General features: G+C 39.4%; 24 protein-coding genes. 14 read left to right on the top strand and 10 right to left on the bottom strand.

What is annotated here, in order from left to right:
• The first annotated feature begins 10 nt into the window (after positions 1 to 10).
• The 10 genes from lepB to UCH001_RS04730 all read left to right on the top strand — a co-directional run bounded on the left by lepB (position 11) and on the right by UCH001_RS04730 (position 8,024).
• Positions 11 to 901 (top strand): signal peptidase I, encoded by an 891-nt coding sequence (gene lepB, locus UCH001_RS04775; protein ID WP_067174956.1) that lies wholly within the window; start codon positions 11 to 13, stop codon positions 899 to 901.
• The gene (locus UCH001_RS04770) at positions 901 to 1,554 is read left to right on the top strand and encodes a site-2 protease family protein (RefSeq protein WP_067174954.1); all 654 of its coding nucleotides are present in this window, start codon (positions 901 to 903) and stop codon (positions 1,552 to 1,554) included. The genes lepB and UCH001_RS04770 overlap by 1 nt, the downstream gene beginning before the upstream one ends.
• Before the next feature lie 87 nt (positions 1,555 to 1,641).
• Complete coding sequence (gene rpiB, locus UCH001_RS04765) at positions 1,642 to 2,070, top strand: ribose 5-phosphate isomerase B (RefSeq protein WP_067174951.1); 429 nt, start codon at positions 1,642 to 1,644, stop codon at positions 2,068 to 2,070.
• 2 nt (positions 2,071 to 2,072) lie between these two features.
• Positions 2,073 to 2,405: a hypothetical protein gene (locus UCH001_RS04760; RefSeq protein WP_067174949.1), complete on the top strand. Its 333-nt coding sequence runs from the start codon at positions 2,073 to 2,075 to the stop codon at positions 2,403 to 2,405.
• Positions 2,406 to 2,575: 170 nt separating this feature from the next.
• Positions 2,576 to 3,133: an adenine phosphoribosyltransferase gene (locus tag UCH001_RS04755; protein WP_067174948.1), complete on the top strand. Its 558-nt coding sequence runs from the start codon at positions 2,576 to 2,578 to the stop codon at positions 3,131 to 3,133.
• On the top strand, positions 3,133 to 4,338 hold the full coding sequence (gene trpB, locus UCH001_RS04750; protein WP_067174947.1) for a tryptophan synthase subunit beta: 1,206 nt from the start codon (positions 3,133 to 3,135) through the stop codon (positions 4,336 to 4,338). Before UCH001_RS04755 ends, trpB begins: the two co-directional genes overlap by 1 nt.
• A 4-nt stretch (positions 4,339 to 4,342) precedes the next feature.
• Positions 4,343 to 5,053 (top strand): DedA family protein, encoded by a 711-nt coding sequence (locus tag UCH001_RS04745; protein ID WP_067174946.1) that lies wholly within the window; start codon positions 4,343 to 4,345, stop codon positions 5,051 to 5,053.
• Complete coding sequence (locus UCH001_RS04740; RefSeq protein ID WP_067174945.1) at positions 5,022 to 6,473, top strand: leucyl aminopeptidase; 1,452 nt, start codon at positions 5,022 to 5,024, stop codon at positions 6,471 to 6,473. The genes UCH001_RS04745 and UCH001_RS04740 overlap by 32 nt, the downstream gene beginning before the upstream one ends.
• 139 nt (positions 6,474 to 6,612) lie before the next feature.
• Positions 6,613 to 7,182, top strand: coding sequence for a chemotaxis protein CheB (locus tag UCH001_RS04735; RefSeq protein ID WP_067174944.1), 570 nt, complete (start codon positions 6,613 to 6,615; stop codon positions 7,180 to 7,182).
• Positions 7,182 to 8,024: a protein-glutamate O-methyltransferase CheR gene (locus UCH001_RS04730; RefSeq protein WP_067174942.1), complete on the top strand. Its 843-nt coding sequence runs from the start codon at positions 7,182 to 7,184 to the stop codon at positions 8,022 to 8,024. The genes UCH001_RS04735 and UCH001_RS04730 overlap by 1 nt, the downstream gene beginning before the upstream one ends.
• Before the next feature lie 23 nt (positions 8,025 to 8,047).
• Here the strand turns inward: UCH001_RS04730 and UCH001_RS04725 are convergent, their stop codons facing one another.
• The gene (locus UCH001_RS04725) at positions 8,048 to 8,596 is read right to left on the bottom strand and encodes an isochorismatase family protein (protein ID WP_067174940.1); all 549 of its coding nucleotides are present in this window, start codon (positions 8,594 to 8,596) and stop codon (positions 8,048 to 8,050) included.
• Between the two features lie 97 nt (positions 8,597 to 8,693).
• Here UCH001_RS04725 and UCH001_RS04720 point away from each other — a divergent pair, with 97 nt between their 5' ends.
• A complete protein-coding gene (locus tag UCH001_RS04720; RefSeq protein WP_067174933.1) occupies positions 8,694 to 9,230 on the top strand; it encodes an alpha/beta hydrolase in 537 nt (178 codons plus the stop codon).
• A gap of 23 nt (positions 9,231 to 9,253) precedes the next feature.
• Here the strand turns inward: UCH001_RS04720 and UCH001_RS04715 are convergent, their stop codons facing one another.
• A complete protein-coding gene (locus tag UCH001_RS04715) occupies positions 9,254 to 9,628 on the bottom strand; it encodes a cupin domain-containing protein (protein ID WP_067174925.1) in 375 nt (124 codons plus the stop codon).
• Between the two features lie 20 nt (positions 9,629 to 9,648).
• Complete coding sequence (htpX, locus tag UCH001_RS04710; protein WP_067174916.1) at positions 9,649 to 10,500, bottom strand: zinc metalloprotease HtpX; 852 nt, start codon at positions 10,498 to 10,500, stop codon at positions 9,649 to 9,651.
• A gap of 113 nt (positions 10,501 to 10,613) precedes the next feature.
• On the opposite strand from htpX, the gene UCH001_RS04705 reads away from it, so the two are divergent.
• Complete coding sequence (locus UCH001_RS04705; protein ID WP_067174912.1) at positions 10,614 to 10,982, top strand: hypothetical protein; 369 nt, start codon at positions 10,614 to 10,616, stop codon at positions 10,980 to 10,982.
• Between the two features lie 84 nt (positions 10,983 to 11,066).
• On the top strand, positions 11,067 to 13,262 hold the full coding sequence (gene metE, locus UCH001_RS04700) for a 5-methyltetrahydropteroyltriglutamate--homocysteine S-methyltransferase (RefSeq protein ID WP_067174909.1): 2,196 nt from the start codon (positions 11,067 to 11,069) through the stop codon (positions 13,260 to 13,262).
• A 42-nt stretch (positions 13,263 to 13,304) separates the two neighbouring features.
• On the opposite strand, the gene arsB is transcribed toward metE, so the two are convergent.
• From arsB to UCH001_RS04675, 5 genes are all read right to left on the bottom strand, one after another.
• Positions 13,305 to 14,360 (bottom strand): ACR3 family arsenite efflux transporter, encoded by a 1,056-nt coding sequence (arsB, locus tag UCH001_RS04695; protein WP_067174907.1) that lies wholly within the window; start codon positions 14,358 to 14,360, stop codon positions 13,305 to 13,307.
• A 231-nt stretch (positions 14,361 to 14,591) separates the two neighbouring features.
• On the bottom strand, positions 14,592 to 16,205 hold the full coding sequence (locus UCH001_RS04690; protein ID WP_067174904.1) for a methyl-accepting chemotaxis protein: 1,614 nt from the start codon (positions 16,203 to 16,205) through the stop codon (positions 14,592 to 14,594).
• A 36-nt stretch (positions 16,206 to 16,241) separates the two neighbouring features.
• On the bottom strand, positions 16,242 to 16,850 hold the full coding sequence (locus UCH001_RS04685) for a hypothetical protein (protein ID WP_067174902.1): 609 nt from the start codon (positions 16,848 to 16,850) through the stop codon (positions 16,242 to 16,244).
• A 50-nt stretch (positions 16,851 to 16,900) separates the two neighbouring features.
• Positions 16,901 to 18,556 (bottom strand): cbb3-type cytochrome c oxidase subunit I, encoded by a 1,656-nt coding sequence (locus tag UCH001_RS04680; protein WP_067174899.1) that lies wholly within the window; start codon positions 18,554 to 18,556, stop codon positions 16,901 to 16,903.
• Positions 18,553 to 19,140: a hypothetical protein gene (locus tag UCH001_RS04675; RefSeq protein ID WP_067174898.1), complete on the bottom strand. Its 588-nt coding sequence runs from the start codon at positions 19,138 to 19,140 to the stop codon at positions 18,553 to 18,555. Before UCH001_RS04675 ends, UCH001_RS04680 begins: the two co-directional genes overlap by 4 nt.
• 220 nt (positions 19,141 to 19,360) lie before the next feature.
• Between UCH001_RS04675 and UCH001_RS04670 the strand changes: the two genes are divergently transcribed.
• Positions 19,361 to 19,759 carry an Rrf2 family transcriptional regulator gene (locus tag UCH001_RS04670; RefSeq protein ID WP_067174896.1) on the top strand — a complete coding sequence of 133 codons (399 nt, stop codon included), beginning with the start codon at positions 19,361 to 19,363 and terminating at the stop codon, positions 19,757 to 19,759.
• On the opposite strand, the gene UCH001_RS04665 is transcribed toward UCH001_RS04670, so the two are convergent.
• Together UCH001_RS04665 and UCH001_RS04660 are read right to left on the bottom strand one after the other, a co-directional pair.
• Positions 19,756 to 20,367, bottom strand: coding sequence for a 3'-5' exonuclease (locus UCH001_RS04665; RefSeq protein ID WP_067174894.1), 612 nt, complete (start codon positions 20,365 to 20,367; stop codon positions 19,756 to 19,758). The two genes, UCH001_RS04670 and UCH001_RS04665, sit on opposite strands and share 4 nt — an antisense overlap.
• Before the next feature lies 1 nt (position 20,368).
• Positions 20,369 to 22,186 carry a putative nucleotidyltransferase substrate binding domain-containing protein gene (locus UCH001_RS04660; protein ID WP_067174893.1) on the bottom strand — a complete coding sequence of 606 codons (1,818 nt, stop codon included), beginning with the start codon at positions 22,184 to 22,186 and terminating at the stop codon, positions 20,369 to 20,371.
• Positions 22,187 to 22,232 lie beyond the last annotated feature (46 nt).

The raw sequence follows: 22,232 nt of genomic DNA, 5'->3' as shown, positions 1-22,232 counted from the left end.
TAGGACTTTCATGAAAAATTTACTTAACCGTTTTTACATTTTTTCTAACAGTTGGACAGGAACTCTTGTCATCGTACTTTTTGTCATCTTTTTTGTTGCACAAGCGTTTGTTATTCCGAGTGGTTCTATGAAACGAACCTTGCTTGTGGGAGATCATCTTTTTGTTAAAAAATTCTCGTATGGTATCGCTACTCCACATATTCCGTGGCTTGAAATTCCAGTATTGCCAGACTTTAATGGCAATGGTCATCTTATCGAAGGTGAGCGTCCAAAACGCGGAGATATTGTTGTTTTTCGTTATCCAAAAGACGAGAAAGTACACTACGTCAAACGTTGTGTAGCGACAGAAGGCGATGAAATTCTTTTCCAAGAGAAAAACCTCTATATTCACTTTAGTGAAGGGGATGAATACATCAAAGCAAATTATCCAGCAGAAAAAATCAAAACTATTGCTGGTAAATTATGGGTTAACAATCCGTATAAAGAGAAATTTCACGGTATTCAGTACGATGATTCTGTGGATCTTTTTCAGCAAATGGTACTTCATTTAGGAGCGAATCAGCTTGCGATGAAACCAGCCCTTGTACAAGAACTTCCTGCTATTTCAGGGTATAGTTTTAACGCTTTTTATGCCAAAGTAGAAAAAGACAACTTTTTTATGATGGGTGATAACCGTGACCACTCTAATGATAGCCGTTTTTGGGGCAGTGTTCCTTATAAACTGATTGTCGGTAAGCCTTGGTTTATCTATTTTTCATGGGAGAAAAAAGGTCCAGAAGAAGAGAAACTCCTCTCACCAAGCGAGTTAGCATCATGGAAAAAAACAGACGAATACACCATCAGATGGAATCGTATTGGTCGTTTTGTAGAAACAATGCAATATGATGAAAGCTTCTTTTAATGGATACCGTTAATCTTCTTGAAATTATAGCCACTGTTCTAGCCCTTATGATAGCTATTATTGGGCATGAAATCATGCATGGTTATGTTGCCTATCGCTATGGAGACAACACGGCTAAATATCAAGGGCGTCTTAGCATTAATCCTATTGTGCATGTTGATATTGTAGGTACGATTATTGTACCTGCAGTTCTTTTTTTCAGTGGTGCGCCATTTATGTTTGGTTGGGCAAAACCAGTACCAATTTTCATTCCTACCGTTATTCGCAATGGTGGGTATAAAGCAGCTATTCATGTTTCACTCGCAGGTATTGCCTACAATTTTATACTTGCACTCATCTGTGCAGGAGTGCTTAGCTTCTTCCAAGATTTACACCAAGTCAACAGCTATATAGAGTATTTTGTTGTCTATTTCTTTATCCAATCGCTTATTTACAATGTGGTTCTAGGACTGTTTAATCTCTACCCTATTCCACCACTTGATGGCTCACATGCTCTTACGTACCTTGGTATGATTATGGGTTGGAATGGCTTAGTTCGCCTTTACGAATCTATGGAGCGTTATGGAATGATTATCCTCATTCTCTTCATTGCTACACCACTTTCACACTACTTTTTTATGCCTATTCGCTACGTTATCGGATGGTTATATTAACAGACTTCCTAAGGGAGGTCTGTTTTTGGAATTTATAATAATCCTTGTGCTATAATCGTCCTTATTCCCTTATAGAAGGACATTTCCTTGAAGTTTTTTATAGCAACCGATCATGCAGGCATTGCCATCAAACCTGATGTCATTGTGATGCTCCAACACATGGGGCACGAAGTCATTGATCTTGGACCATTTAATGATGAACGCGTTGATTATCCTGATTACGCACATGCTCTTTGCCTTGAAGTTCTCAAAAACAGTGGAACACAGGGTATTCTTATCTGTGGATCGGGTATCGGTATGAGTTTAGCAGCCAACAAGCATGTTGGCATTAGAGCTGCTCTTTGTCACGACGCTTACACCGCAGAGATGGCACGTGCACATAATGATGCTAATGTACTCTGTTTTGGTCAACGTATCGTTGGACTTGGTGTTGTCGAGTCTATGCTCAAAGCATGGTGTGCTACTTCATTTGAAGGTGGCAGACACGCTGAACGTGTTGAAAAATTAGAGTTATAACCATGGCACTCGAATGGGTTGTAACAACGGTACTGTTTTCCGCTTGTATTTACTTGTTGATTATGGTGTTTTACTTCAAAACGCTTCTACGTAAAGAGAAGCGCAGTAATATTGTCGTCAAACAAACCCTTAATGATGCCGAGGTTGTCATTCGTAAATATCAAGTCCAGCTTCAACGATCACTGGGCAATATTGATATTTTAAGTGACGAACTCAAAAAGGTCAAGAATGACCTCAAATCACTCCGTACACGTAATAGTCAATACCGCATGGAAGGAGACAAACTCCGCCAGCATATTAAAGAGCTTGAAGGAAAGATCGAAGCACTTTTATAATGTACGTGTATTCTTTTGTTTTTGTGTTTATATGTCAACATTTTTCTGCCTCAAAGAGGCAAGCTTTTCAGAGAAACATCGGGCTAATGCCCTTGTTTTGCGCCCTAGTGGCAAACGTAGCTTTTTGAGCTTTGCTTGAAAAGCGTATAAAAAATGAAAAAGGTTATTGTATGAGTCATTTAAGTGAAGCTGATAAAAACTATCTTTTAAATTCTATTCGCGAAATCGAAGATTTTCCAAAACCAGGCATTAAATTCAAAGATATCACAACCCTTTTAGGCGATGCAAAAGCATTTACACTTTTAATGGATCATTTGGCTGAGCGTTATTCTAACATGCAGATCGATTATATTGCAGGTATTGAAAGCCGTGGATTTATCTTTGGTGCAGCACTTGCAGCACGTCTTAAAACACGATTTGTTCCTATAAGAAAACCTGGCAAACTCCCTTACACAACCATTAGTGAAAAATACTCCCTAGAGTACGGTGTTGATGAAGTATGCATCCATATCGACGCTTTTTCATCTGTACAATCATCAAAACCAAAAGTTCTACTTATTGATGATCTTATCGCAACAGGAGGAACAGCTACTGCTGCTGTTAATCTCATCAATAAGGCAGGTGCAGAGTGTATTGAAGCCTGTTTTATTATCAATCTCACATTTTTACAAGGCGATTTAGACATTAAAAAAACCACCTCTGTTTATTCTGTATTAGAGGTGTTCTAATGTACATTCCTAGAGCTTCTAAATTTGACCCTGATGCAAATGGACATTTTGGTATTTTTGGTGGGAGATATGTTCCTGAAACACTGATGCCTGTTCTTTTAGAGCTTGAAAAAGAGTATCAATCCCTTCGTTTCAATGAAAACTTCTGGAGTGAAGTTGAACACTACATGAAAGACTACGTAGGTCGTCCTTCCGCACTCTACTACGCTAAAAACGTTTCACAAGAGTTGGGGGCTAAAGTCTATCTGAAACGAGAAGATCTAAACCATACCGGTGCGCATAAAGTCAACAATACCATCGTGCAAGGTTTGATTGCTAAAAAGATGGGGAAAAAGCGTGTTATCGCTGAAACGGGTGCCGGACAACATGGTGTCGCAACAGCAACCATTGCAGCACTTTTAGGACTTGAATGCGAAGTCTTCATGGGTGAGAAAGATGTTGAGAGACAAGAGCTCAATGTTTTTCGTATGAAACTCTTAGGTGCAAAAGTTCACTCTGTTAAGAGTGGAAGTAAAACACTCAAAGATGCGATGAATGAAGCGATTCGTTATTGGGTCACTCATGCACGCGACACGTTTTACATCATTGGAACCGTTGCAGGTCCACATCCTTATCCTATGATGGTGCGTGATTTTCAAGCAATTATTGGCTATGAAGCAAAAGCACAAATTTTAGTGAAAGAAAAACGTCTTCCCGATATGGTTGTAGCGTGTATTGGTGGTGGAAGCAATGCTATGGGTATCTTTAGCCATTTCTTAGGTGAAGAAGGTGTCCAATGCATCGGCATTGAAGCCGGTGGTCATGGCGTTGATACCGATAAACATGGCTGTTCACTCGCCAAAGGAAGCCCAGGTGTACTTCATGGACAGATGAGTTACCTCCTCCAAGATGATGATGGGCAAATTCTTGAGGCACATTCTATTTCTGCAGGACTTGATTACCCAGGCATTGGACCAGAACACGCGTATCTTAAAGACCTTGGTATTGCTAAATACGATAATATCACCGATCAAGAAGCATTAGATGCTTTTGTATGGTTGAGCCGTAAAGAAGGCATTATCCCTGCATTTGAAAGTGCTCATGCCGTAGCATACCTTAAAAAAATCCCTAAAGAAGAGATCAAAAACAAAGTCATTATTGTGAATCTCTCTGGCCGTGGGGATAAAGATATGGTTCAAGCAAAATCAATTTTGAATATAGGATAAGACCATGAGTGAATTTTTAAATAAACACTCTGGAAAACTTTTCACTCTTTTTATGGTCGTTATTCTCTCTACATTAGGCTATGTTTTATACATGGCTCCTGTTGTTGGATTGGAAAATAAATTCATCTATTTGATGAAAGAGTATGGCTATATCATTCTCTTTTTCTGGGGTATGCTAGAGGGTGAAATGGGTCTTGTTATGGCAGGCTTACTCACCCATACAGGTGACATGAACCTCTTTCTTGCTATCTTTGTAGCAGGACTCGGTGGTTTTGCAGGTGATCAAGTCTACTTTTACATCGGACGTTTTAACAAAAAATTTGTTCATAAAAAGCTCAAAGGTCAACGCCGTAAACTCGCTCTTGCACACCTGCTTCTAAAAAGATACGGTTGGCCGATTATTTTTATCCAACGTTATCTCTATGGCCTTCGTACCGTTATTCCAATTTCTATTGGACTTACACGCTACAGTGGGAAAATGTTTGCCTTTATCAATCTTATTTCCGCATGGTTTTGGGCGGCACTGACGATTATTCCAACATGGTATTTTGGTCAAGAGATTCTTATTGTGATACATTGGGCAAAACAACACTGGTATTTTGCTATTCCATTAGCTGCTATCATTGGTGGTGGTATCTCTTATTATTTTCATAAAGTTACAGACAAGACATTTAAGGAAAAACATGCAAATCGCACTACTGAACAAAAAAATTAATGAAGCAATCGTAGACGCAAAAATCGTCTTCGTTATTAATAAAGACCTAAATCACGCTTCTATTGCAGATAAAGAGACATTAGAGCTTTTGGGATTTAAAGGTGAAAGTGAAGAGACACTCTTTGTACCTTCAAGTAAAACCATTTATGTAGGATGTGACTCGCTAGATGCCGATGAAATTCGCCTTGCAGCTTCAAAAGCACTCGAATGCATCAAAAAAACAAATCTCAAATCACTTGCTATTGGAACCTACTCCAATGACTGCCCTGGTGTAAATATCAAAGCTCTTGTTGAAGGCTTTATCTTAGGGAGCTATACCTTTGATACCTACAAAAGTAAAAAAGAGCCTTCAAAACTTGAAAAAATCATCATCTGTTTAGATGATTATAGCCGTGTTGATGTTTCACTCGAAACAGCTACTAAAGCACTACGTTCAGCAACTGCTGTAGCAGAAGCAACGAATTTTGCAAAAGAAATCGTCAATGCAACACCGCAAGACATGACACCTATGGCACTCGCGGATGTTGCTCAAACCCTAACCTCTATTCCAAATGTCTATTGTAAAGTGATGGATGAGAACTTTTTGAAAGCACAAGGCATGAATGCATTTCTCGCTGTTAATCGTGCAAGTGTCCATCCTCCACGCCTTATTCATCTTACCTATAAGCCAAAAGAGGTCAAAAAACGTTTTGTGTATGTAGGTAAAGGTTTAACGTATGATAGTGGTGGACTTAGCCTAAAACCAAGTGAGCATATGGTCACTATGAAAGCCGACAAAAGCGGTGCAGCTGCCGTGATGGCTATCTTAAAAGGTGCTGCTACGCTTGAGCTGCCATATGAAATTCATGCCATTATTGGGGCAACTGAAAATATGATCGGAGGCGATGCCTACAAGCCTGATGATGTTTTAGTTGCAAAAAATGGCAAAACTATTGAAGTACGCAATACAGATGCGGAAGGTCGTTTAGTTTTAGCTGATTGTCTCTGCTACGCACAAGAGCTCAAACCTGATTTACTGGTTGACATGGCGACTCTTACGGGTGCATGTGTGGTTGCCCTTGGCGAATACACAACAGGTATTATGGGTCACAACAGTGAACTAAAACACTCTATGCGTAAAGCTTCTGATAAAAGCGGTGAACTCAGCGGAGTTCTACCATTTAATAAATACCTCAGAAAACTTCTCAAAAGCTCTGTAGCAGATATGTCAAACATCAGTTCAAGCCGTTATGGTGGCGCTATTACTGCGGGTCTTTTCCTTGATAATTTTATCGAAGAAGAGAATAAAGACAAATGGTTACACCTTGATATCGCAGGTCCAGCGTACCTTGAAAAAGCATGGGGTTATAACCAATTTGGCGCAACAGGTGCAGGAGTAAGAATGAATCTTTACTGGATGATCGAAGAAAATAAAAAATAGGCTTCTTGCAAAATTGCAAGAAAGTTCTGCCTCAAAAGAGGCAAGCTTTAGAACCATAGCGGTTAGCGTAGGTCTTTGAGCTTTGCCCAAAGATCGTTAATAAAGAGTTCACAAGAACTCTTATAAAAGATGGAGTTTAATGAAACCCAAAATCGTCTTGATTGGGGCCTCTACTGGAGGTCCTGGTCATCTCAAAAAAATTTTATCTGCTATTTCGCCAACGTTTAACGGTGCTATTGTTATCGCTCAACATATGAATGCGACATTTATTCCTAGTTTCATCAGCCAATTTCAAAACGAACTCAATCTGCCCGTTCATGCTGTCGATAAAAAAATGAGTTTACATAACGCAAACATCTACATTTGCCCTCAAAACTGTCGTATGCGAAAGGGAGATTTTTCACCTAAAATTGAGCCTGTTGAAGAGGGAGATACTCCTTACAATCCAAGCATCGATTCACTCTTTTCTTCTAGCGTTGAATGTGCGAAAGATGCAGAGATATTAGCTGTTTTACTCACTGGAATTGGGCATGATGGTGCCAATGGACTTAGTGAATTGCAAAAAATTGGCGCAAAATGCATAGCAGAAAGTGAAAAAAGTGCTATAGTATATGGAATGCCAAAGCGTGCTATAGAAATTAATCCCAATATTGTCTCATTACCATTAGACGATATTGTTCAAACCATTAAAAAATTTGGAGAATCTTAATGTTGTTTTGGAAAAGAAAAAAAGAGCCAGAAATCGCACTTAAAAACGAAGTTGCAGCTCCTCAAGAGTTCAACACTTTTGGGCTTCAAGATCTTTTGCATTACATTAAACGTGAAATCGGCATTGATCTTTTCTCAAAAAATAGTGTCATTGAAACCAAACTCCGCCTCTTTTGTGAACGCAAAGAGATTTACAGCTTTCGCAAACTCTTTGAAGCGCTTCAACATGATAGAGCACTGAGACAAGACCTCATTGACTTAGTCACCGTCAATGAAACCTATTTCTACCGTGAAGAGTCACAACTTGATTTAGCAGTTAACTTTGCGCTCTCTATTCCCAATGTCAAAATTCTTTGTGCACCATGTGCTTCAGGTGAAGAGGTCTATTCTCTTTCTATGATGTTACAAGAGAGAAGAAGAGAACCAAGAGAATTTAGTATTACGGGTATTGACATTAATTCAGAAGCGATCGAGAAGGCACAAAAAGGTCTTTTTTCAGAACGCTCTTTGCATAAATTAGATCAACGTCTTAAAGAGAAATTTTTTACACAAGAAGATCGCTTTTACCGTGCAAAGCGCGAATATTTTTCGTCTATTTCTTTCACGAAAGTCAATATTTTTGAACACGAGTTCCTCTCGTTGGGCAAATTTGACATTATATTTTCACGTAATATGCTCATCTACTTTGATGATGACTTTCGTCTAAAAACGATTGAGCGTTTCGCGACACTTCTCAAACCTGAGGGAAAACTCTTCTTAGGACATGCAGATATCATCCCTGAGAATCCTTATTTTATAAAACATACCGATCATCGTCTCTCTTACTATGTAAAAAAGTCCTAATCTTCTTTACATAGCAACTGTTTTTAGAGTGTTTTAACCAATGCGCTTATGGCTTTGAAATGTGTATGGTTTGCACTTTGCACCAGTTCAAATAAAAGCGACTCTGTTGTGCAAAGCCATGCACCCTCTTTTTCCATACGGTGAAGGGCTACTTCATGGTCTTTATATTTTCGAGAGCCTATAGCATCGACACATAACATCACTTCAAAGCCTGCTTCGATAAGATCACGTACACTTTGCAGCACACACACATGACTCTCAACACCTACAACAACCACACACGTAACATTTAAATCCCTTAGCTTAGACATAACATCATCATTTTGACAACAACTAAAAGTGCGTTTTTCATACACACTTTTTTCGAGAAGAACGGCACGTAGAGAGCTAATAGTCTCGCCTAAACCTTGCGTGTATTGTTGATTGCATAAAATAGGAATTTCTAAATGCTGAAGTCCCTGTATAAGTGCTATTAAATGTTTTTCTATACGTTCATGATCTTCGATATGCACAAAGAGGCGTTCTTGAACGTCCACTAAAAGCATCGCTGTTTTTTCAGGAAAAAGGCGCATGAAAATTCCTTATTTTTTTTATTATCATAACCTACTCGCTCTTAATTAAGTCATGCTAGACTACAATAATCTTTAAAATTGATTTTATGAGGGATTTATGGCAACATCTGTGCTTATTTTACCAGGGTATCAAGACTCAGGAGCTGAGCATTGGCAGACGCTTTGGGAGAAAGAAAATCCTGACTTTAAACGGGTTATTCAAAACGATTGGGAACACCCTATTTGTCATGAATGGGTAGCGAAACTTGAAGAAGCCGTTGCAGAGGCAGGTGAAGATGTCATCCTTGTGGCACATAGCCTTGCCTGCTTAGTGGTTGCACATTGGGATGCACAAAAGATACACTCTTCTATTAAAGGAGCGCTTTTTGTTGCACCTCCAGATCCACATTCTGCCGTTTTTCCAACTGCTGCTGAGGGGTTTGAAAACACTCCTATGGGATTGCTTGATTTTCCAAGTATTATTATCGCTAGTACGAACGATCCATATGCAACGATAGATTATGCAAAAAGTTTGGCGAAAGCGTGGGGAAGTGCTTTTGTTAACGTAGGAGACAAAGGGCACATTAACAGTGCGAGTGATATTGGTTCATGGGAAGAAGGAAACGCTTACTTAGGACAGCTTCAACGTGCATGAAGCCTCAGTATGAGGCTTCATATCTAACAACCACAGCTCTGACCGCCGGCATTTACCATTTCTATTTTGTCTTCTTGATTTGGGATAAGGCATAAAAATTCATAATCTTCATCACCAATCACATGATACGAATGAGGTACACCTGCTGGAACAAAGATGACATCATCTTTGACTGCAATGAAACTATCATCGCCCATACGCACTCTGGCTTTTCCTTTTAAAACATACTGCTCATGTTCAACCGTATTGGTATGAAATGGCATATGCCCATCTTTTTTAATGACAAACTTACGCATTGCAAAATGAGGCGCAACTTCAGGAGAAATGAGCATCTGCATACTTGCACCCTCACCTGCTTGAAGCGGAGTACTTGGAATTTCACTAAGAGATTTTTTCATAATAAGCCTTTGCTATAAAATTAACGAATTTCAAATTTTAACTCTTCTAACCTTGCAATTCTATCTTCTGTAGAAGGATGCGTTGAAAAAAGGGATGCAAAAGAGATGTCCTTACCCGAAAAAGGGTTAATAATAAACATATGCGCACTCTCTGGTGTCGCTTCGTGTACCATACCTCGTTGATTATAATTGGAAAGTTTTGCTAACGCACTTTGCAACCATTCAGGGTGTTTTGTTAAACGAGCCGCACCTTCATCTGCCATATACTCACGATTCCGACTAATCGCCATCTGAATGACTGCCGCTGCAAGCGGTAGAATAATCGCAAGAACAATCATCACAATAGGATTAGGACGATTTTCTCTATCTCCACCAAATATAGCACCAAATTGCATCATATTGGCAATAACACCAATTGCACCTGCGATTGTTGCTGCAATGGTTCCCACTAAAATATCATAGTGCCTTACGTGGCTAAGCTCATGGGCAAGTACCGCTTCTACTTCGTCATCATCTAAAAGCTCTAAAAGCCCTTCTGTGACTGCAACGGCAGCATGTGAAGGGTTGCGCCCTGTGGCAAACGCATTGGGTGTAGAATCGGGAATAATATAGACTTGAGGCACTGGAATATTCGCTTTTGAACTTAAACGCTCAACAATAGCATAAAGTCCGCTCGCTTCTTGGTGTGTTACAGGCACAGCATTGTAATGTCTAAGAACGAGCTGATCGGAATAAAAGTAGCTCACAAAGTTCATGACACCAGCCATAACAAGGGCAATTAACATGCCTTGAGAGCCTCCCATCATGCCACCAACCCATACAAACATCAATGTCATTAAGGTTAATAATACGACGGTTTTAACAACTTCCATATCCATTCTCCTTCAAATAAAGATGGCTTTATTTTAGCGAAGTATAGTAAATAGTTTTTACATGTAAGCCATTGTGCTATAATGCCAAGATCATATTTAAGGACGATTATCACGTGAGATTGCCTCTAGGTTTCGGCAAAAAGGGCTATTTTAGGCTCGCTTCCATTCAAGCATCAACGATTGAGTATAAAACAAAGCGCCATCAAACACGCTTGATTCATACGACACGTCTGTTTGCCGATACCTGCGATGAAGAAATCATCGAAGATGACCCACCTCCACTTACCGCCGTTGCCTTTTTAGGATTTGTCTCTTCCTACCGTCCTCGTATTTGTAAATGCAGTCGCCTTTTTGCAAAACGTGCCCACTCCGCCATAAAGCGTGCCAAAAAAAGACGTAAATCTAATTGTAACTGCCGCTATTTCAGCTTTCGCCGTTCAGGCATCCACCCTCCTCTTTTTCCTTTTTTACAACCCATTTAATCACACGCTTTGCCACGCATTTTAGCTGGTTTCATTTTTCAAAAAAGTATGGCTTTTTTGATAGGTATAAAACAAGGAAAAAGTATGTCCAAAACTTATGTTACAGGATTTCCTCGTATCGGGGAAAAACGTGAGCTCAAATTTGCATTGGAAGCATTTTGGGCAGGGAATGCCTCTTTTGAAGAGGTCAAAACAGTTGCGAAAACATTACGCGAACGCCACTGGAAGTATCAACAAGAACATCACATCGACTTTATTTCATGCAATGATTTTAGCCTTTATGACACAATGCTCGATACCATCGTTATGCTAGGAGCTATTCCTCCTCGTTTTGTCGGAATCGAAGATAAAACGGAACGTTATTTTGCAATGGCAAGGGGTGATGCACAACGCGCTGCTATGGAGATGACCAAGTGGTTTAATACCAATTACCACTACATTGTCCCAGAAATTCATGCGCATATGGCGTTTCACGTGGACATTTCAAAAATTGTAGATGAGTACATCGAGGCTAAGGCACTTGGATTAAATCCAAAGATAAATCTTATAGGCCCTTTAACCTTTCTTGCCCTTGCAAATCCTGTCGATGGAAGCGATATTTTCTCGCTATTTGATAGCATCCTAGAAGCGTATGAAAAAGTTTTAAAAGCGATTGAAAGCTTAGGTGAAGAGATTGTCGTACAATTTGATGAACCTTTATTTGCCAAGACGTTAGAGCCAAAGTTTTTGAGCTTACTCAAAATCGCTTATGATACGCTTGGCACAACAAGCCACAATCTTAAAATCGCGGTTGTAACCTACTTCGATCGTGCTAATGAAGCGGTTGAAGTACTAGGAAATTGCCCTATCTGGGCTATTGGGCTTGATTTTGTGTATGGAGAAGAAAACCTCAAAGCGCTTTCGCATCTTAAAGATAAAATGCTTATTGCTGGTATTATCGATGGACGAAATGTTTGGAAAAACAATACGGCTAAAACCTATGCACTTTTAGAGCAAATCAGCGAAACCGTTGATGCCAAACGTCTCATTCTCTCCACGTCGTGCTCTCTTTTGCATGTCCCTTTTAGCACTCGTTTTGAAGAAAAAATGGAGCCTGAAGTGAAAAATCGCCTCAGCTTTGCACTGGAAAAATTAGCAGAGTTAGAGCACATAAACACACTATGGGAGAAAAAAGAAAAACCTATAGCAAACGAATGCCCTAAAATAGCGACTTCCACAAAAAGTGCTGCTATTTTTTATACACGCTCTTCTTATGCGACGCGATCTTTATTGCAACAAAAAGCACTCAACTTACCACTTTTCCCAACCACAACCATTGGCTCTTTCCCTCAAACCAAAGAGACACGAGCGGTCCGCAATGCTTATAAGAAAGGTGAGATATCACAAGAACAGTATGAAGCATCCCTAAAAACATCCATACAAGAGTGTGTTACCATTCAAGAAGAGCTTGGTCTTGATGTCTTAGTACATGGCGAATTTGAGCGCAACGACATGGTCGAATACTTTGGCGAACTCTTAGAAGGCTTTGCCTTTAGTCAAAACGGTTGGGTTCAAAGCTATGGCAGCCGTTGTGTCAAACCTCCGCTTTTATACGGCAGTGTGAAACGAAAACAAACGCTTAGTGTTGACTGGACAGTCTATGCACAAAGTCTAACCAATAAGCCAATGAAAGGCATGCTCACAGGTCCTGTGACCATTTTGAACTGGTCGTTTGTGCGCGATGACATTCCAAAAAGTGAAGTCGCTTTTGAGGTTGCCAAAGCGATTGCTGAAGAGGTTGATGATCTACAACGTCACGACATCAAGATCATTCAAGTGGATGAAGCAGCCTTTAAAGAGGGGTATCCCTTACGTGAAGAAAAAATCAAAGCCTATGAAAAATGGGCCGTGGAGAGTTTCAAAGCTTCTGTTGGAACGGCGTGGGATCAAACACAGATTCATACTCATATGTGTTACAGTAACTTCAACGACATCATTGACACGATAGAGCGTATGGATGCTGATGTCATCACCATTGAGACTTCACGCAGTGGCAATAAACTGCTCAAAGTCTTTCAAAAAGCAAACTACAAAGCGCAAATTGGACCAGGGGTGTATGACATTCACTCACCGCGTATTCCAAGTGTAGAAGAGATGAGCGAGCAGATCAAAGCGTTCTTACAGGTTCTGCCTAAAGAGCAACTCTGGATCAACCCAGATTGTGGGCTTAAAACAAGAGGTTGGCAGGAGACCAAAGCGGCACTTGCCAACATGATTAAAGCGGTGCAGTTAGCACGCTAAAATCACTACGAGAGGGGATACCTCTCGTAGCCTATATGTTCCTTACTTTTCAAACCACTCTCTTGTATTGTTTGCTATGCGCACCAATGCCAGCATGACAGGCACTTCCACCAGTACCCCTACGACTGTTGCGAGTGTTGCACCTGATTGCAATCCAAAGAGCGTAATCGCTACGGCTACAGAGAGCTCAAAAAAATTACTTGCACCTATCATGCCAGCAGGTGCTGCAATGTTATGAGGAAGTTTCCACACACGTGCCCAACCATACGAGATGTAAAAAATAAAAAACGTTTGGATAGTAAGAGGAATTGCAATCAAAAGTACGTGCAACGGGTTGTTGAGAATGATATCGCCTTGAAACGTAAAGATAATGATAAGTGTGAGCAAAAGCCCTAAAATGGTCGTGTTGTTAAATTTTTTAATAAACACATTTTCAAAGTAACTAAGCCCTTTGTGCTTTATGACGTAACGACGTGAAAGATACCCGCTAAGTAAAGGAATAACAACAAATAAAATCACCGATAAAAAGAGCGTGTCATAAGGGACAAAAACATTGCTTACACCCAGCAAAAAAGCCACAATGGGCGTGAATGCAATAAGTAAAATCAAATCATTCACCGCTACTTGAATCAAGGTATAAGCAGGATCGCCTTTGGTGAGATGGCTCCATACAAACACCATCGCCGTACAAGGAGCCGCGCCTAGTAAGATGGCTCCTGCTAAGTATTCATTCGCAAGATTTTCAGGCAAAAAGCTTGCAAAAATTACTTTAAAAAATAATGCCGCAATAAGGTACATCGTAAACGGTTTGATCAACCAATTCACCGTACAGGTAATGCACAAACCTTTAGGTTTTTTACCCGCATCTAAAATACTCGCAAAGTCAATTTTGAGCATCATCGGGTAAATCATCAACCAAATGAGAATCGCGATAGGTATGGAGACATTGGCATATTCAAAACGGCTTAACGTGTGAGGGATAATAGGAAAAAACTGACCAATAGCAACACCTACAACAATACACAAAGCCACCCACACGGTAAGATAACGCTCAAAAAAGCCCATACCAGAAGCGGTTTTTGTAGATTCATTTTGCATCACAACATCCTTTATATATCAACATATATTGATGTAAATTGTCAGTCTTTTTGAAAACCAACAACTGCTATAAATGAGCCAGTACAAACCGGCAACTTTATCTCAAACGCTATAGTTGTCGCATCAAATATTTATCACGTTATATTATATCAATTTCGTAGCATAGACATAGCATAAGCATTATGGATTTATGCATCATCTAGGAGTATGAGGAGAATTTTCTCCTCACACTTATGCGGTTTTAAAAACAGCGAGAGATTGGCTAAGTGCCTCAGCTAAAGCAGAAACATGTTTTGCAGAAGATGCGATCTCTTCGACACTTCTAGCATTGGAGCTTGAGAGCTCGTTAATAATACTTATTTTAGTGATGACCGCTTCATGAACAAGCTTGATATTCTCTTTCATTTTAAGAGCAACATGATGAGTCACATCGGTAGTTTGATTCAGCATAGAAACAGCTTCATTGGTTTGGACTGAAACTTTTTCAGAGAGATTGCATAGCGCATGAATACGCACACTATTGGTATTCATCTCGCCACTAATATCATTGATTGACTGTACAATTAAATTGACCGTAGTATTGGTTTCCAATAAACTTTTTTGCGTACGCTCTGCTAACTTTCTTACCTCATCAGCCACCACCGCGAAACCTCGTCCATGTTCCCCTGCGCGTGCCGCTTCAATAGCCGCATTTAAGGCTAAAAGGTTAGTTTGATCTGCGATTTCACTAATCACATTTAAAACTGATTTTACTTGAACCGCTTCGGTTGCAAGATGATTCAGTCTCTCATTCATATGTGTTTCAATAAGTACGGTTTCATTGAGTTGGGTTAATGTTTCCTCTAATGAACGTTGTGCTATGGTTAAACTTTTTTGTGCCTCAAGGGTTATATTCTCCGCTTCATTGGTACGTTCATTCATCTCTTCCATCTGTAACAACACATGTTGCGCCTCGTGTGTTGTTACCGTGACGATACCCGCTTCTTCTTCTGCCCTTTGACCAATTTGAAAACATGTTTGGGAAAGTTCTTCGGCAACAGATGCATTTTCAAAGGCATTATTTTTAGCAGCATTGAGCGTACGAGATATCTCATCGAGCAGAAGGTTGAGTGAGTTCATTGTCTCTTTAATTTCGTCGTTTGAACCCGTATCTATCTTGACCTGTAAGTCTTTATGGTGTTGAATATACTCTATCCATTTTTTTGCGTTAATCACAGATTTTTGAATGCTTTGGTTGGTTATGCCAAAAAGAACCAGCAAAAACAAAGAAACACTACCCAGTGCAATTTTTCCCATCATAGCACTGTTATCAAGGCTTTCAAAATTGACCTCTTTTACACCCTCGCCTAAAACGTTTGTTTGATGAATAATCGCATCAAACAGTGTAGCAGATTGGAGAGTAAGTGCTTTAAACTCTTCATATTCTGCTGCGTTGGTTTGGGCAAAAGTATTCTCTTGAATACCAGATCCATGTTTTTGAAGTAATACAACACGTTTTTTACTAATTGCGTACCACTTCTCTACATCGTTTTTTAATGCAACAATTCTCTCTTGGTTTATTTTAGCAAGTAAAATGGGGAAAAGTGTATCGATAGATGAGAGCGTTTCTTTATAATTTTGCTCGAATGATTCTAAACGTTTGGCATCAAGGAAGAGTTGAAAACCTCTTAGCTCCATCATGCTTTGCGCAACGTGAGTTTCTACCTTTCCGATGATCCATAACCGTGTAGCAGTCATTTTACCATCATGACTCAAGGTGATGATTTCATAGCCTAAAATAAAAACACCTATGAATAAAATACCTAACATAAGGAACAATTTTCTTTTAATTGTCGCAAAAAACATATCTATCCCTTGATTTTATTTTAATTTTCAATCTTTTTAAATATGGTCTTCACTACTCTCTTGTATCATTAAATTTTTTCTCTCAATGCATCCTTTACTCTCAAGAGCATCCAAGAGTTGAAGTGTTTCTTCATAAAGTTTTGCATACATGCATGCATGATGCTCAAACTTTTTGCGCTCTTTTTTAGCGTACAGCCAAGCCCAAAGTACAGAGAGCCCAAACACACCGTAAATCTCCCACTGCCACTCTTTTAAGTTAAGCAAGACAATAAAATACTGCACCGAAAAGAGGACAAAAAATTCGATTGACATGATAATGACAAGAATCGAACTTTGTTCAAAATCAATCGTGTATTTTTCAATCTCTTGTAGTGTTGCTAAATTCGTATTCACACGCCTTACATCTTTTTTATCTTCCGTATCAACCAATGCTTCATCAATAGGCTTGATATGGATATTGCTGATGTTGTATTCGAGGTTTGTTTGTTTGTAAGCTTCTAAAATCTCAGGATGTGTTTGTAAACAGTGTTCTATATCGATGAGTTCGATATGTTTCTTACCAAGCGCTTTTTCAACATCTTGATAGACTAAATCATAAAGCCCTATGGTTTTAATCTCTCGTGCAACACGTTCTAAATGTATCATCGTTGACACTTTATAAAGAAGTTGCACCGCATAAAGCGGTGCAAAAAAGATTAAGCATTTGCTGGCTCAATGCCATAGCTTGCTTCTTTGTTCTTTGATGGTAAGAAGATACCAATAAGACCTTTGAGTCCAACAGACATAATGACGTTGAACAAGAAAAGAAGCCAAGCAACAAGTAACATCGTGCCACAAATCGCTGCAAGAATCATAAAGAGGTTATATTCGCCATTGAAGTAAAGATGACGTCTAAGCATACCATCAAGTCCTGCCATACCCATAAATGCACCCATACCGATACCACCAATAAGGTGTAACCAGAAATGCGCATTGGCTAGTTTTGTACTCCAAAGCTTTGCATTGTTGGTTACCAGTGGCCAAAGGACATATACCGCACTATAAAGTGTCATATAAAGACCAACGATAATTGCAATATGTACGTGCGCACCGATGATCCATTGCGTATTGTGAAGGACACGGTTCATTGCCATATCGGCTTGAATGATACCCGCAGGAACAGCCAAACCAAATCCGATTAAACCGCCAAGAAGGTATTTGAGCTCCATTGTCATTTTAAGCGGTCTTGCTTTCCAAAGGGTTACAAGTGTAATGAACAGCGCTAAACCTTGTGTCAAAAGTTCAAACGCCGTTACCATCTCGCCAGAGATAAGTTTCATCATTTCTGGTTGACCTTGATCTGCAAGCAAGTGGTGAGACCACACCATCCATGAAACCAAAAGCTCTAGCATCAACGCCGCACGTGCAACGTTTTCCATAAAAAGTTTTTGCCCTGTTATCAGTGTTGCTAAAAGATACCAAGAACCCGCGACATAGATAAGTACCAATCCATCAGCAACAAGGTCAAGTCCCCACCAGAACCAGTTTTTATATAACAGCGCATCAATAGACGCAACATCTAATTTAACGCCACCCATATCGGCAAGAAGATAGACAAGAACTAAAACACCCGCTGATAAAATAACAAGCGCATCGAGGAAGGTATCGACTGTTCCTCTAAAAATAGCAACAACAGGTAACGAAAGCGCTGGCTCTTTTGAATACGGTTGTTTACCAGTCAGTTTATGAACAAGATTGAGCATACCATCGATACCAAAACCAGAGATAAGAAGCTCTTTTGTTGTTTTGTTCTTATGAACACCCACTTTTGAAAAGACGGTTGCATAAATGTTATAAATAAAGAGCAATGTTCCTATCATAATGAGCGCAACACCGACGATAAACATAACGCCACCAATCGCTTTAAATTGTGTTGTATCCGCAGGCAATGGCCAGTAAAGCGTATAAAGCGGTGCATAGTTATAAACAAATGAAGCTAACCACGATGTCATTGTTCCAACCGTAATTAAAATCCATGTAGCATTCGCTAATTTAATGCTATACAACGGCTTTTTTGTTAGAAATGGCACGAGGAAAAGAAATGCTCCAAACACTAACTGATAGGTTGAACCAAAAATACCAACGATAGGATGAACGGTCATAATAGAGAAGTAATGATCGACACTACCATGAACAGGAGGAACAGAAGGTGCAATAGACGCTGCACGCATAATCATACCCTCTAACGCTGCCAATCCATAAAATAAAAATGAAACGACAACGGCTCTTAGTGTTGCTTTTTGTAAAGCATTCAAACTCATATGATCAAATTTATTATCTGCGCCATGAACAAAATCATGCATAAAACTCATTTAGAACCTCCTTGAGCCAATTTGGTTTTACAACCTCTCACTTCCATAATGCTAGGTACGAACATACCATTTCCTTTTGGACCAGAGTACTCTGTCGACATAAGATCAAATACACCCTCATCATGGAATGTCCATAAAATGGTATTTTTAGAACCTGGATTGACTTGCATTTGCGTTACCATGGTTCCATCTTTACGGAATAGTCCGAAACCATAGACCAAATCTTTACTCGTAACATCAAACAATATTTTTTGCCCGCATTCGACGACAAGCTTTTCACTTGGAAGTTGAAACTGATGTTTTTCAACCACAACTTTATAGACTTTATCTGGTGTGATACTTTCACGCATAATGTCCTGTGCAACCCAAGGAACTACATTGTACGTAAAAATATGGTGCCCGACTCCCGCTGCCACCAAAAATGCGATAAACCCATAAAAAGGGATGCGCACTAAAGGCTTTGCTGCTTCACTACGTGTAAGGTTATAACCAAACCAAGCAATGATCGCAATAATGAGCAATGCATAAATGGTATATGCAACATTGTGGAATGCCAACAACTCTAAAGAGTTCAAAAACGTCATACCTCATCCTTTGTTTTTTATTACTACCAAAAGGTAGTATTTAACCAGTGCAATACTACTAAAGCGAAAATTAAAAATTGCTGATAGATTTTTACTTTAAAAATACTATATTTATTGTGTTATCTGTGTTTAATATTTTTTCTATACAATACAGATGACTTCTTAGAACACTACAATCAATTTTCTATAGCAAGAAGTTTATGAATTGACGGAGAATCGTATGAAACTTAAAACAACATCTGAATATGCTCTACGCATTTTGTCACACATGAGCCTTCATGAAGAAGACCAGCATACTGCAAAAGGACTTTCAGAAACACTCAATATCCCTTATAAATATCTCACACGCATTATGACTAATCTAGGAAAAGCTGGATTTATTAGTTCAACCAGAGGGAAAAATGGTGGATTTATCTTTGCAAAACCTGTTGAGGAAATCACCCTTTACGATATTTTAGAAGTAATGAATGATCTAAATGATGATGTATGTATTATGGGAGAAGGACTCTGTGGGCAAGGTGAGCATTGTGCTTTGCATGAATGTTGGTCAAAGCCTAAGCAACTCATCGATGAAATGTTTAAAAACTCTACACTCAAAGATCTTCATAAAAAACACTAGACCTTCTCAATATTTTGAAGTTTAATGTACATCATCGCTGTCATCACAGCATCATTGAGGGCATCGTGTTTGCCAAAAATTGGCAAGCCCAAATCCTTCATCATAACATCAAACCGTAAATCTATAACGCCATCAGGAATGAGCTTTATCTTTTTATCGTGGTAGAGCCCTGAGACTTCAATTTGTCGGTTTGGTAAAGTGATGCCAAGATAGGGTTTTAGGTATTTGTTAATCATCTTGATGTCAAATTCAAGGTAATAACCGACCAACGGACGAGATCCGATAAAGTGTAAAAACTTCGTAATCGCTTCACGTGCTTCACACCCATTTTGTAGGTCTATATTGCGAATTTGGTGAATCTTGATACTCTGTTCATTGATCTCTCGTGTGGGTTTTACAAAGAGTTCAAACTTTTCGGACATCAAGATTTTGTTGCCTTTGAGCTTTACCGCTCCGATAGAGAGAATCTCATCTTTTTTAGGATTGAGGCCTGTTGTTTCGGTATCAAAGACCACCACTTCATCCAAAGGAGCTTCCTCAAATAAAAAACGGTACTGTTCATCGTTAAGGTTTTTAGCATTACGCTTGGCAAAAAAAGAGGCAAACATCTTAACTCACCATAGAGAGTTTAAAATGATGCATCAAAAACTTCTTAAATTTGTTGACAATTTTAAAGCTGTCTTTGAGAAGTTCTAGCTCTAATTGGTTGAGGTTTTCGATGTTAACAAAGTTATCGAGCCCTTTGCCCTCGCCTCGTGCTAAACGCTCTTTGAGACGCAAGTTTAGAAGCGTATCAAGTGCCTCGATGAGCGCACCTGCAAAATCACTATCGATGACATCGAGTTTTGCAAGTTTTTTAATGCGTGTTACTGTATCGGTAGGCTCGATTTTATGCTCTAATGCAAGTGCACGCACTCCTTGAACGATGGGGAAGATACCCCCTTTTTTGACATCAATTTTATTGTTTTCAGAAATCAGTGTTGTAAAAATGCCTATGGGTGTTTCAAACGCTATGGCAGCCTTAGCAAAGTTGGCTAAAAAAGGGCTTTGCCCCTCTACTCGCTCAAATACTTCAGCTTTAAGTTTAAGAAGCATTGAGCTTTCACCTGCAACAGGAATCGCATCAAAAAAGATCGCAAGGTTCATCACATCTTCCATTGTTGGAGCATCAAACCACCTCATAATCTCTTTATGATAAGAACTCCAATGCTTGCACCAATAAGGGTTTGAAACCATGATGTTACCTTCACAGCGGGGGAAACCAAAGTCGATGAGCGTTTCGGTGAAGCGTTGCATATAAGGAACATACAGGCTTTCATCCATACCATCATCGATAATAAGGGCATTGTCTTGGTCGGTTTTTAAGAGTTGTTCTTTACGCCCTTCACTCCCCATAACAATCAAACACGCTTTTTTAGCCAACTCAGGTGGTAAAATCATCCCATAGAGTTTTTCGTAAATCTTCTCATTGATTTCAGAGATGAGCTTAGCGATATAATCAACCTTTGTCCCTTTTACATGTAGCTTTTTTACAATGTTAATGAGGTCAGAACTGGCTTGTTTTAGCTCATCAACGGTCGTTGCTTTTCGTATCTGAACGGCAACAAGATAGGTATGATTGGCAAAGTAGCTCAGCAAATCCAACTGCTCTAAAATACCTATAATTTCACCATCACGCGTTACAACAATGCGTTTAATCGAATGCTTGGTAAAGCTAAGAAGCGCATTGAATAAATAGTCATCGGCTTCGATGGTTATGATAGGATGCAGTGCGATCGGTCCAATTGCGGCATGTTTGTCATATTCGTTAAAAAGAACATGACGACGCACAATACTATCAGTTACAATGCCATACTCATAACCATCGCCATTACGTACGATGATACAACTGCTTTTTTTGGCCTCCATCTGCTTGAGCGCATCCATGATGGAGCACTCTTTCTCAACAATAGTTGGCTCATGTAAATAGCTGTCTTGCACCCGTGCCATCATAAAACCCGAAAGCTCAGTGGTATACTCTTTAGCTTTAGCAGATTGGATTTTATTGGCAAGGTCTTGAATGAAATATGCCTTAAATGCGGCATTGCTATCAAGGAGTGAGAGGAAGTCCTCTTTTTTGAGTTCATAACAGATAAGCTCTTCAAGGACTTTAAAACAGCTCTCGCTTTTGTTGTAAATCAGTGCATCCGCATCAAATGAATTGGACTTGCTGTACACTTTAAGCAGTTCTTCTTCGTTATACTCCCCTACTTCACCTTTGATGATGATGTATAAAAACTCAGAAGGCTTTGAAGGAGAGAGAAGCACAGTCTCTTTTTTATAATAGGCGATGTTCATAGCACCTATGGCTTTACTTATCTCCGCTTTTGTCAGCAGTTGAAACGGGTGAATGGAGCGTAAAAACGCCTCAAGATCGTACATACTCATGCAAAGCCCTTTAACTGTAATGAACAGATTGTAACGTGGAAGAGTG

This window comes from Sulfurospirillum sp. UCH001 (genome assembly GCF_001548035.1).
GTDB lineage: Bacteria > Campylobacterota > Campylobacteria > Campylobacterales > Sulfurospirillaceae > Sulfurospirillum.
Note: the sequence above shows the minus strand (reverse complement) of the source record. Positions and strands in the feature narration are given on the sequence as shown.

Bases quoted from the DNA above. Each gene is read 5' to 3' on its own strand.
- arsB (WP_067174907.1), bottom strand. From the start codon at position 14,360: ATGCAAAATGAATCTACAAAAACCGCTTCTGGTATGGGCTTTTTTGAG.
- UCH001_RS04720 (WP_067174933.1), top strand. From the start codon at position 8,694: ATGGCAACATCTGTGCTTATTTTACCAGGGTATCAAGACTCAGGAGCT.
- UCH001_RS04675 (WP_067174898.1), bottom strand. From the start codon at position 19,140: ATGACGTTTTTGAACTCTTTAGAGTTGTTGGCATTCCACAATGTTGCA.
- trpB (WP_067174947.1), top strand. From the start codon at position 3,133: ATGTACATTCCTAGAGCTTCTAAATTTGACCCTGATGCAAATGGACAT.
- UCH001_RS04690 (WP_067174904.1), bottom strand. From the start codon at position 16,205: ATGTTTTTTGCGACAATTAAAAGAAAATTGTTCCTTATGTTAGGTATT.
- UCH001_RS04735 (WP_067174944.1), top strand. From the start codon at position 6,613: ATGAAACCCAAAATCGTCTTGATTGGGGCCTCTACTGGAGGTCCTGGT.
- UCH001_RS04715 (WP_067174925.1), bottom strand. From the start codon at position 9,628: ATGAAAAAATCTCTTAGTGAAATTCCAAGTACTCCGCTTCAAGCAGGT.
- UCH001_RS04680 (WP_067174899.1), bottom strand. From the start codon at position 18,556: ATGAGTTTTATGCATGATTTTGTTCATGGCGCAGATAATAAATTTGAT.
- UCH001_RS04665 (WP_067174894.1), bottom strand. From the start codon at position 20,367: ATGTTTGCCTCTTTTTTTGCCAAGCGTAATGCTAAAAACCTTAACGAT.
- UCH001_RS04685 (WP_067174902.1), bottom strand. From the start codon at position 16,850: ATGATACATTTAGAACGTGTTGCACGAGAGATTAAAACCATAGGGCTT.
- UCH001_RS04740 (WP_067174945.1), top strand. From the start codon at position 5,022: ATGCAAATCGCACTACTGAACAAAAAAATTAATGAAGCAATCGTAGAC.
- htpX (WP_067174916.1), bottom strand. From the start codon at position 10,500: ATGGAAGTTGTTAAAACCGTCGTATTATTAACCTTAATGACATTGATG.
- UCH001_RS04660 (WP_067174893.1), bottom strand. From the start codon at position 22,186: ATGAGTATGTACGATCTTGAGGCGTTTTTACGCTCCATTCACCCGTTT.
- UCH001_RS04760 (WP_067174949.1), top strand. From the start codon at position 2,073: ATGGCACTCGAATGGGTTGTAACAACGGTACTGTTTTCCGCTTGTATT.
- UCH001_RS04770 (WP_067174954.1), top strand. From the start codon at position 901: ATGGATACCGTTAATCTTCTTGAAATTATAGCCACTGTTCTAGCCCTT.
- UCH001_RS04730 (WP_067174942.1), top strand. From the start codon at position 7,182: ATGTTGTTTTGGAAAAGAAAAAAAGAGCCAGAAATCGCACTTAAAAAC.
- lepB (WP_067174956.1), top strand. From the start codon at position 11: ATGAAAAATTTACTTAACCGTTTTTACATTTTTTCTAACAGTTGGACA.
- UCH001_RS04670 (WP_067174896.1), top strand. From the start codon at position 19,361: ATGAAACTTAAAACAACATCTGAATATGCTCTACGCATTTTGTCACAC.
- UCH001_RS04755 (WP_067174948.1), top strand. From the start codon at position 2,576: ATGAGTCATTTAAGTGAAGCTGATAAAAACTATCTTTTAAATTCTATT.
- metE (WP_067174909.1), top strand. From the start codon at position 11,067: ATGTCCAAAACTTATGTTACAGGATTTCCTCGTATCGGGGAAAAACGT.
- UCH001_RS04745 (WP_067174946.1), top strand. From the start codon at position 4,343: ATGAGTGAATTTTTAAATAAACACTCTGGAAAACTTTTCACTCTTTTT.
- UCH001_RS04725 (WP_067174940.1), bottom strand. From the start codon at position 8,596: ATGCGCCTTTTTCCTGAAAAAACAGCGATGCTTTTAGTGGACGTTCAA.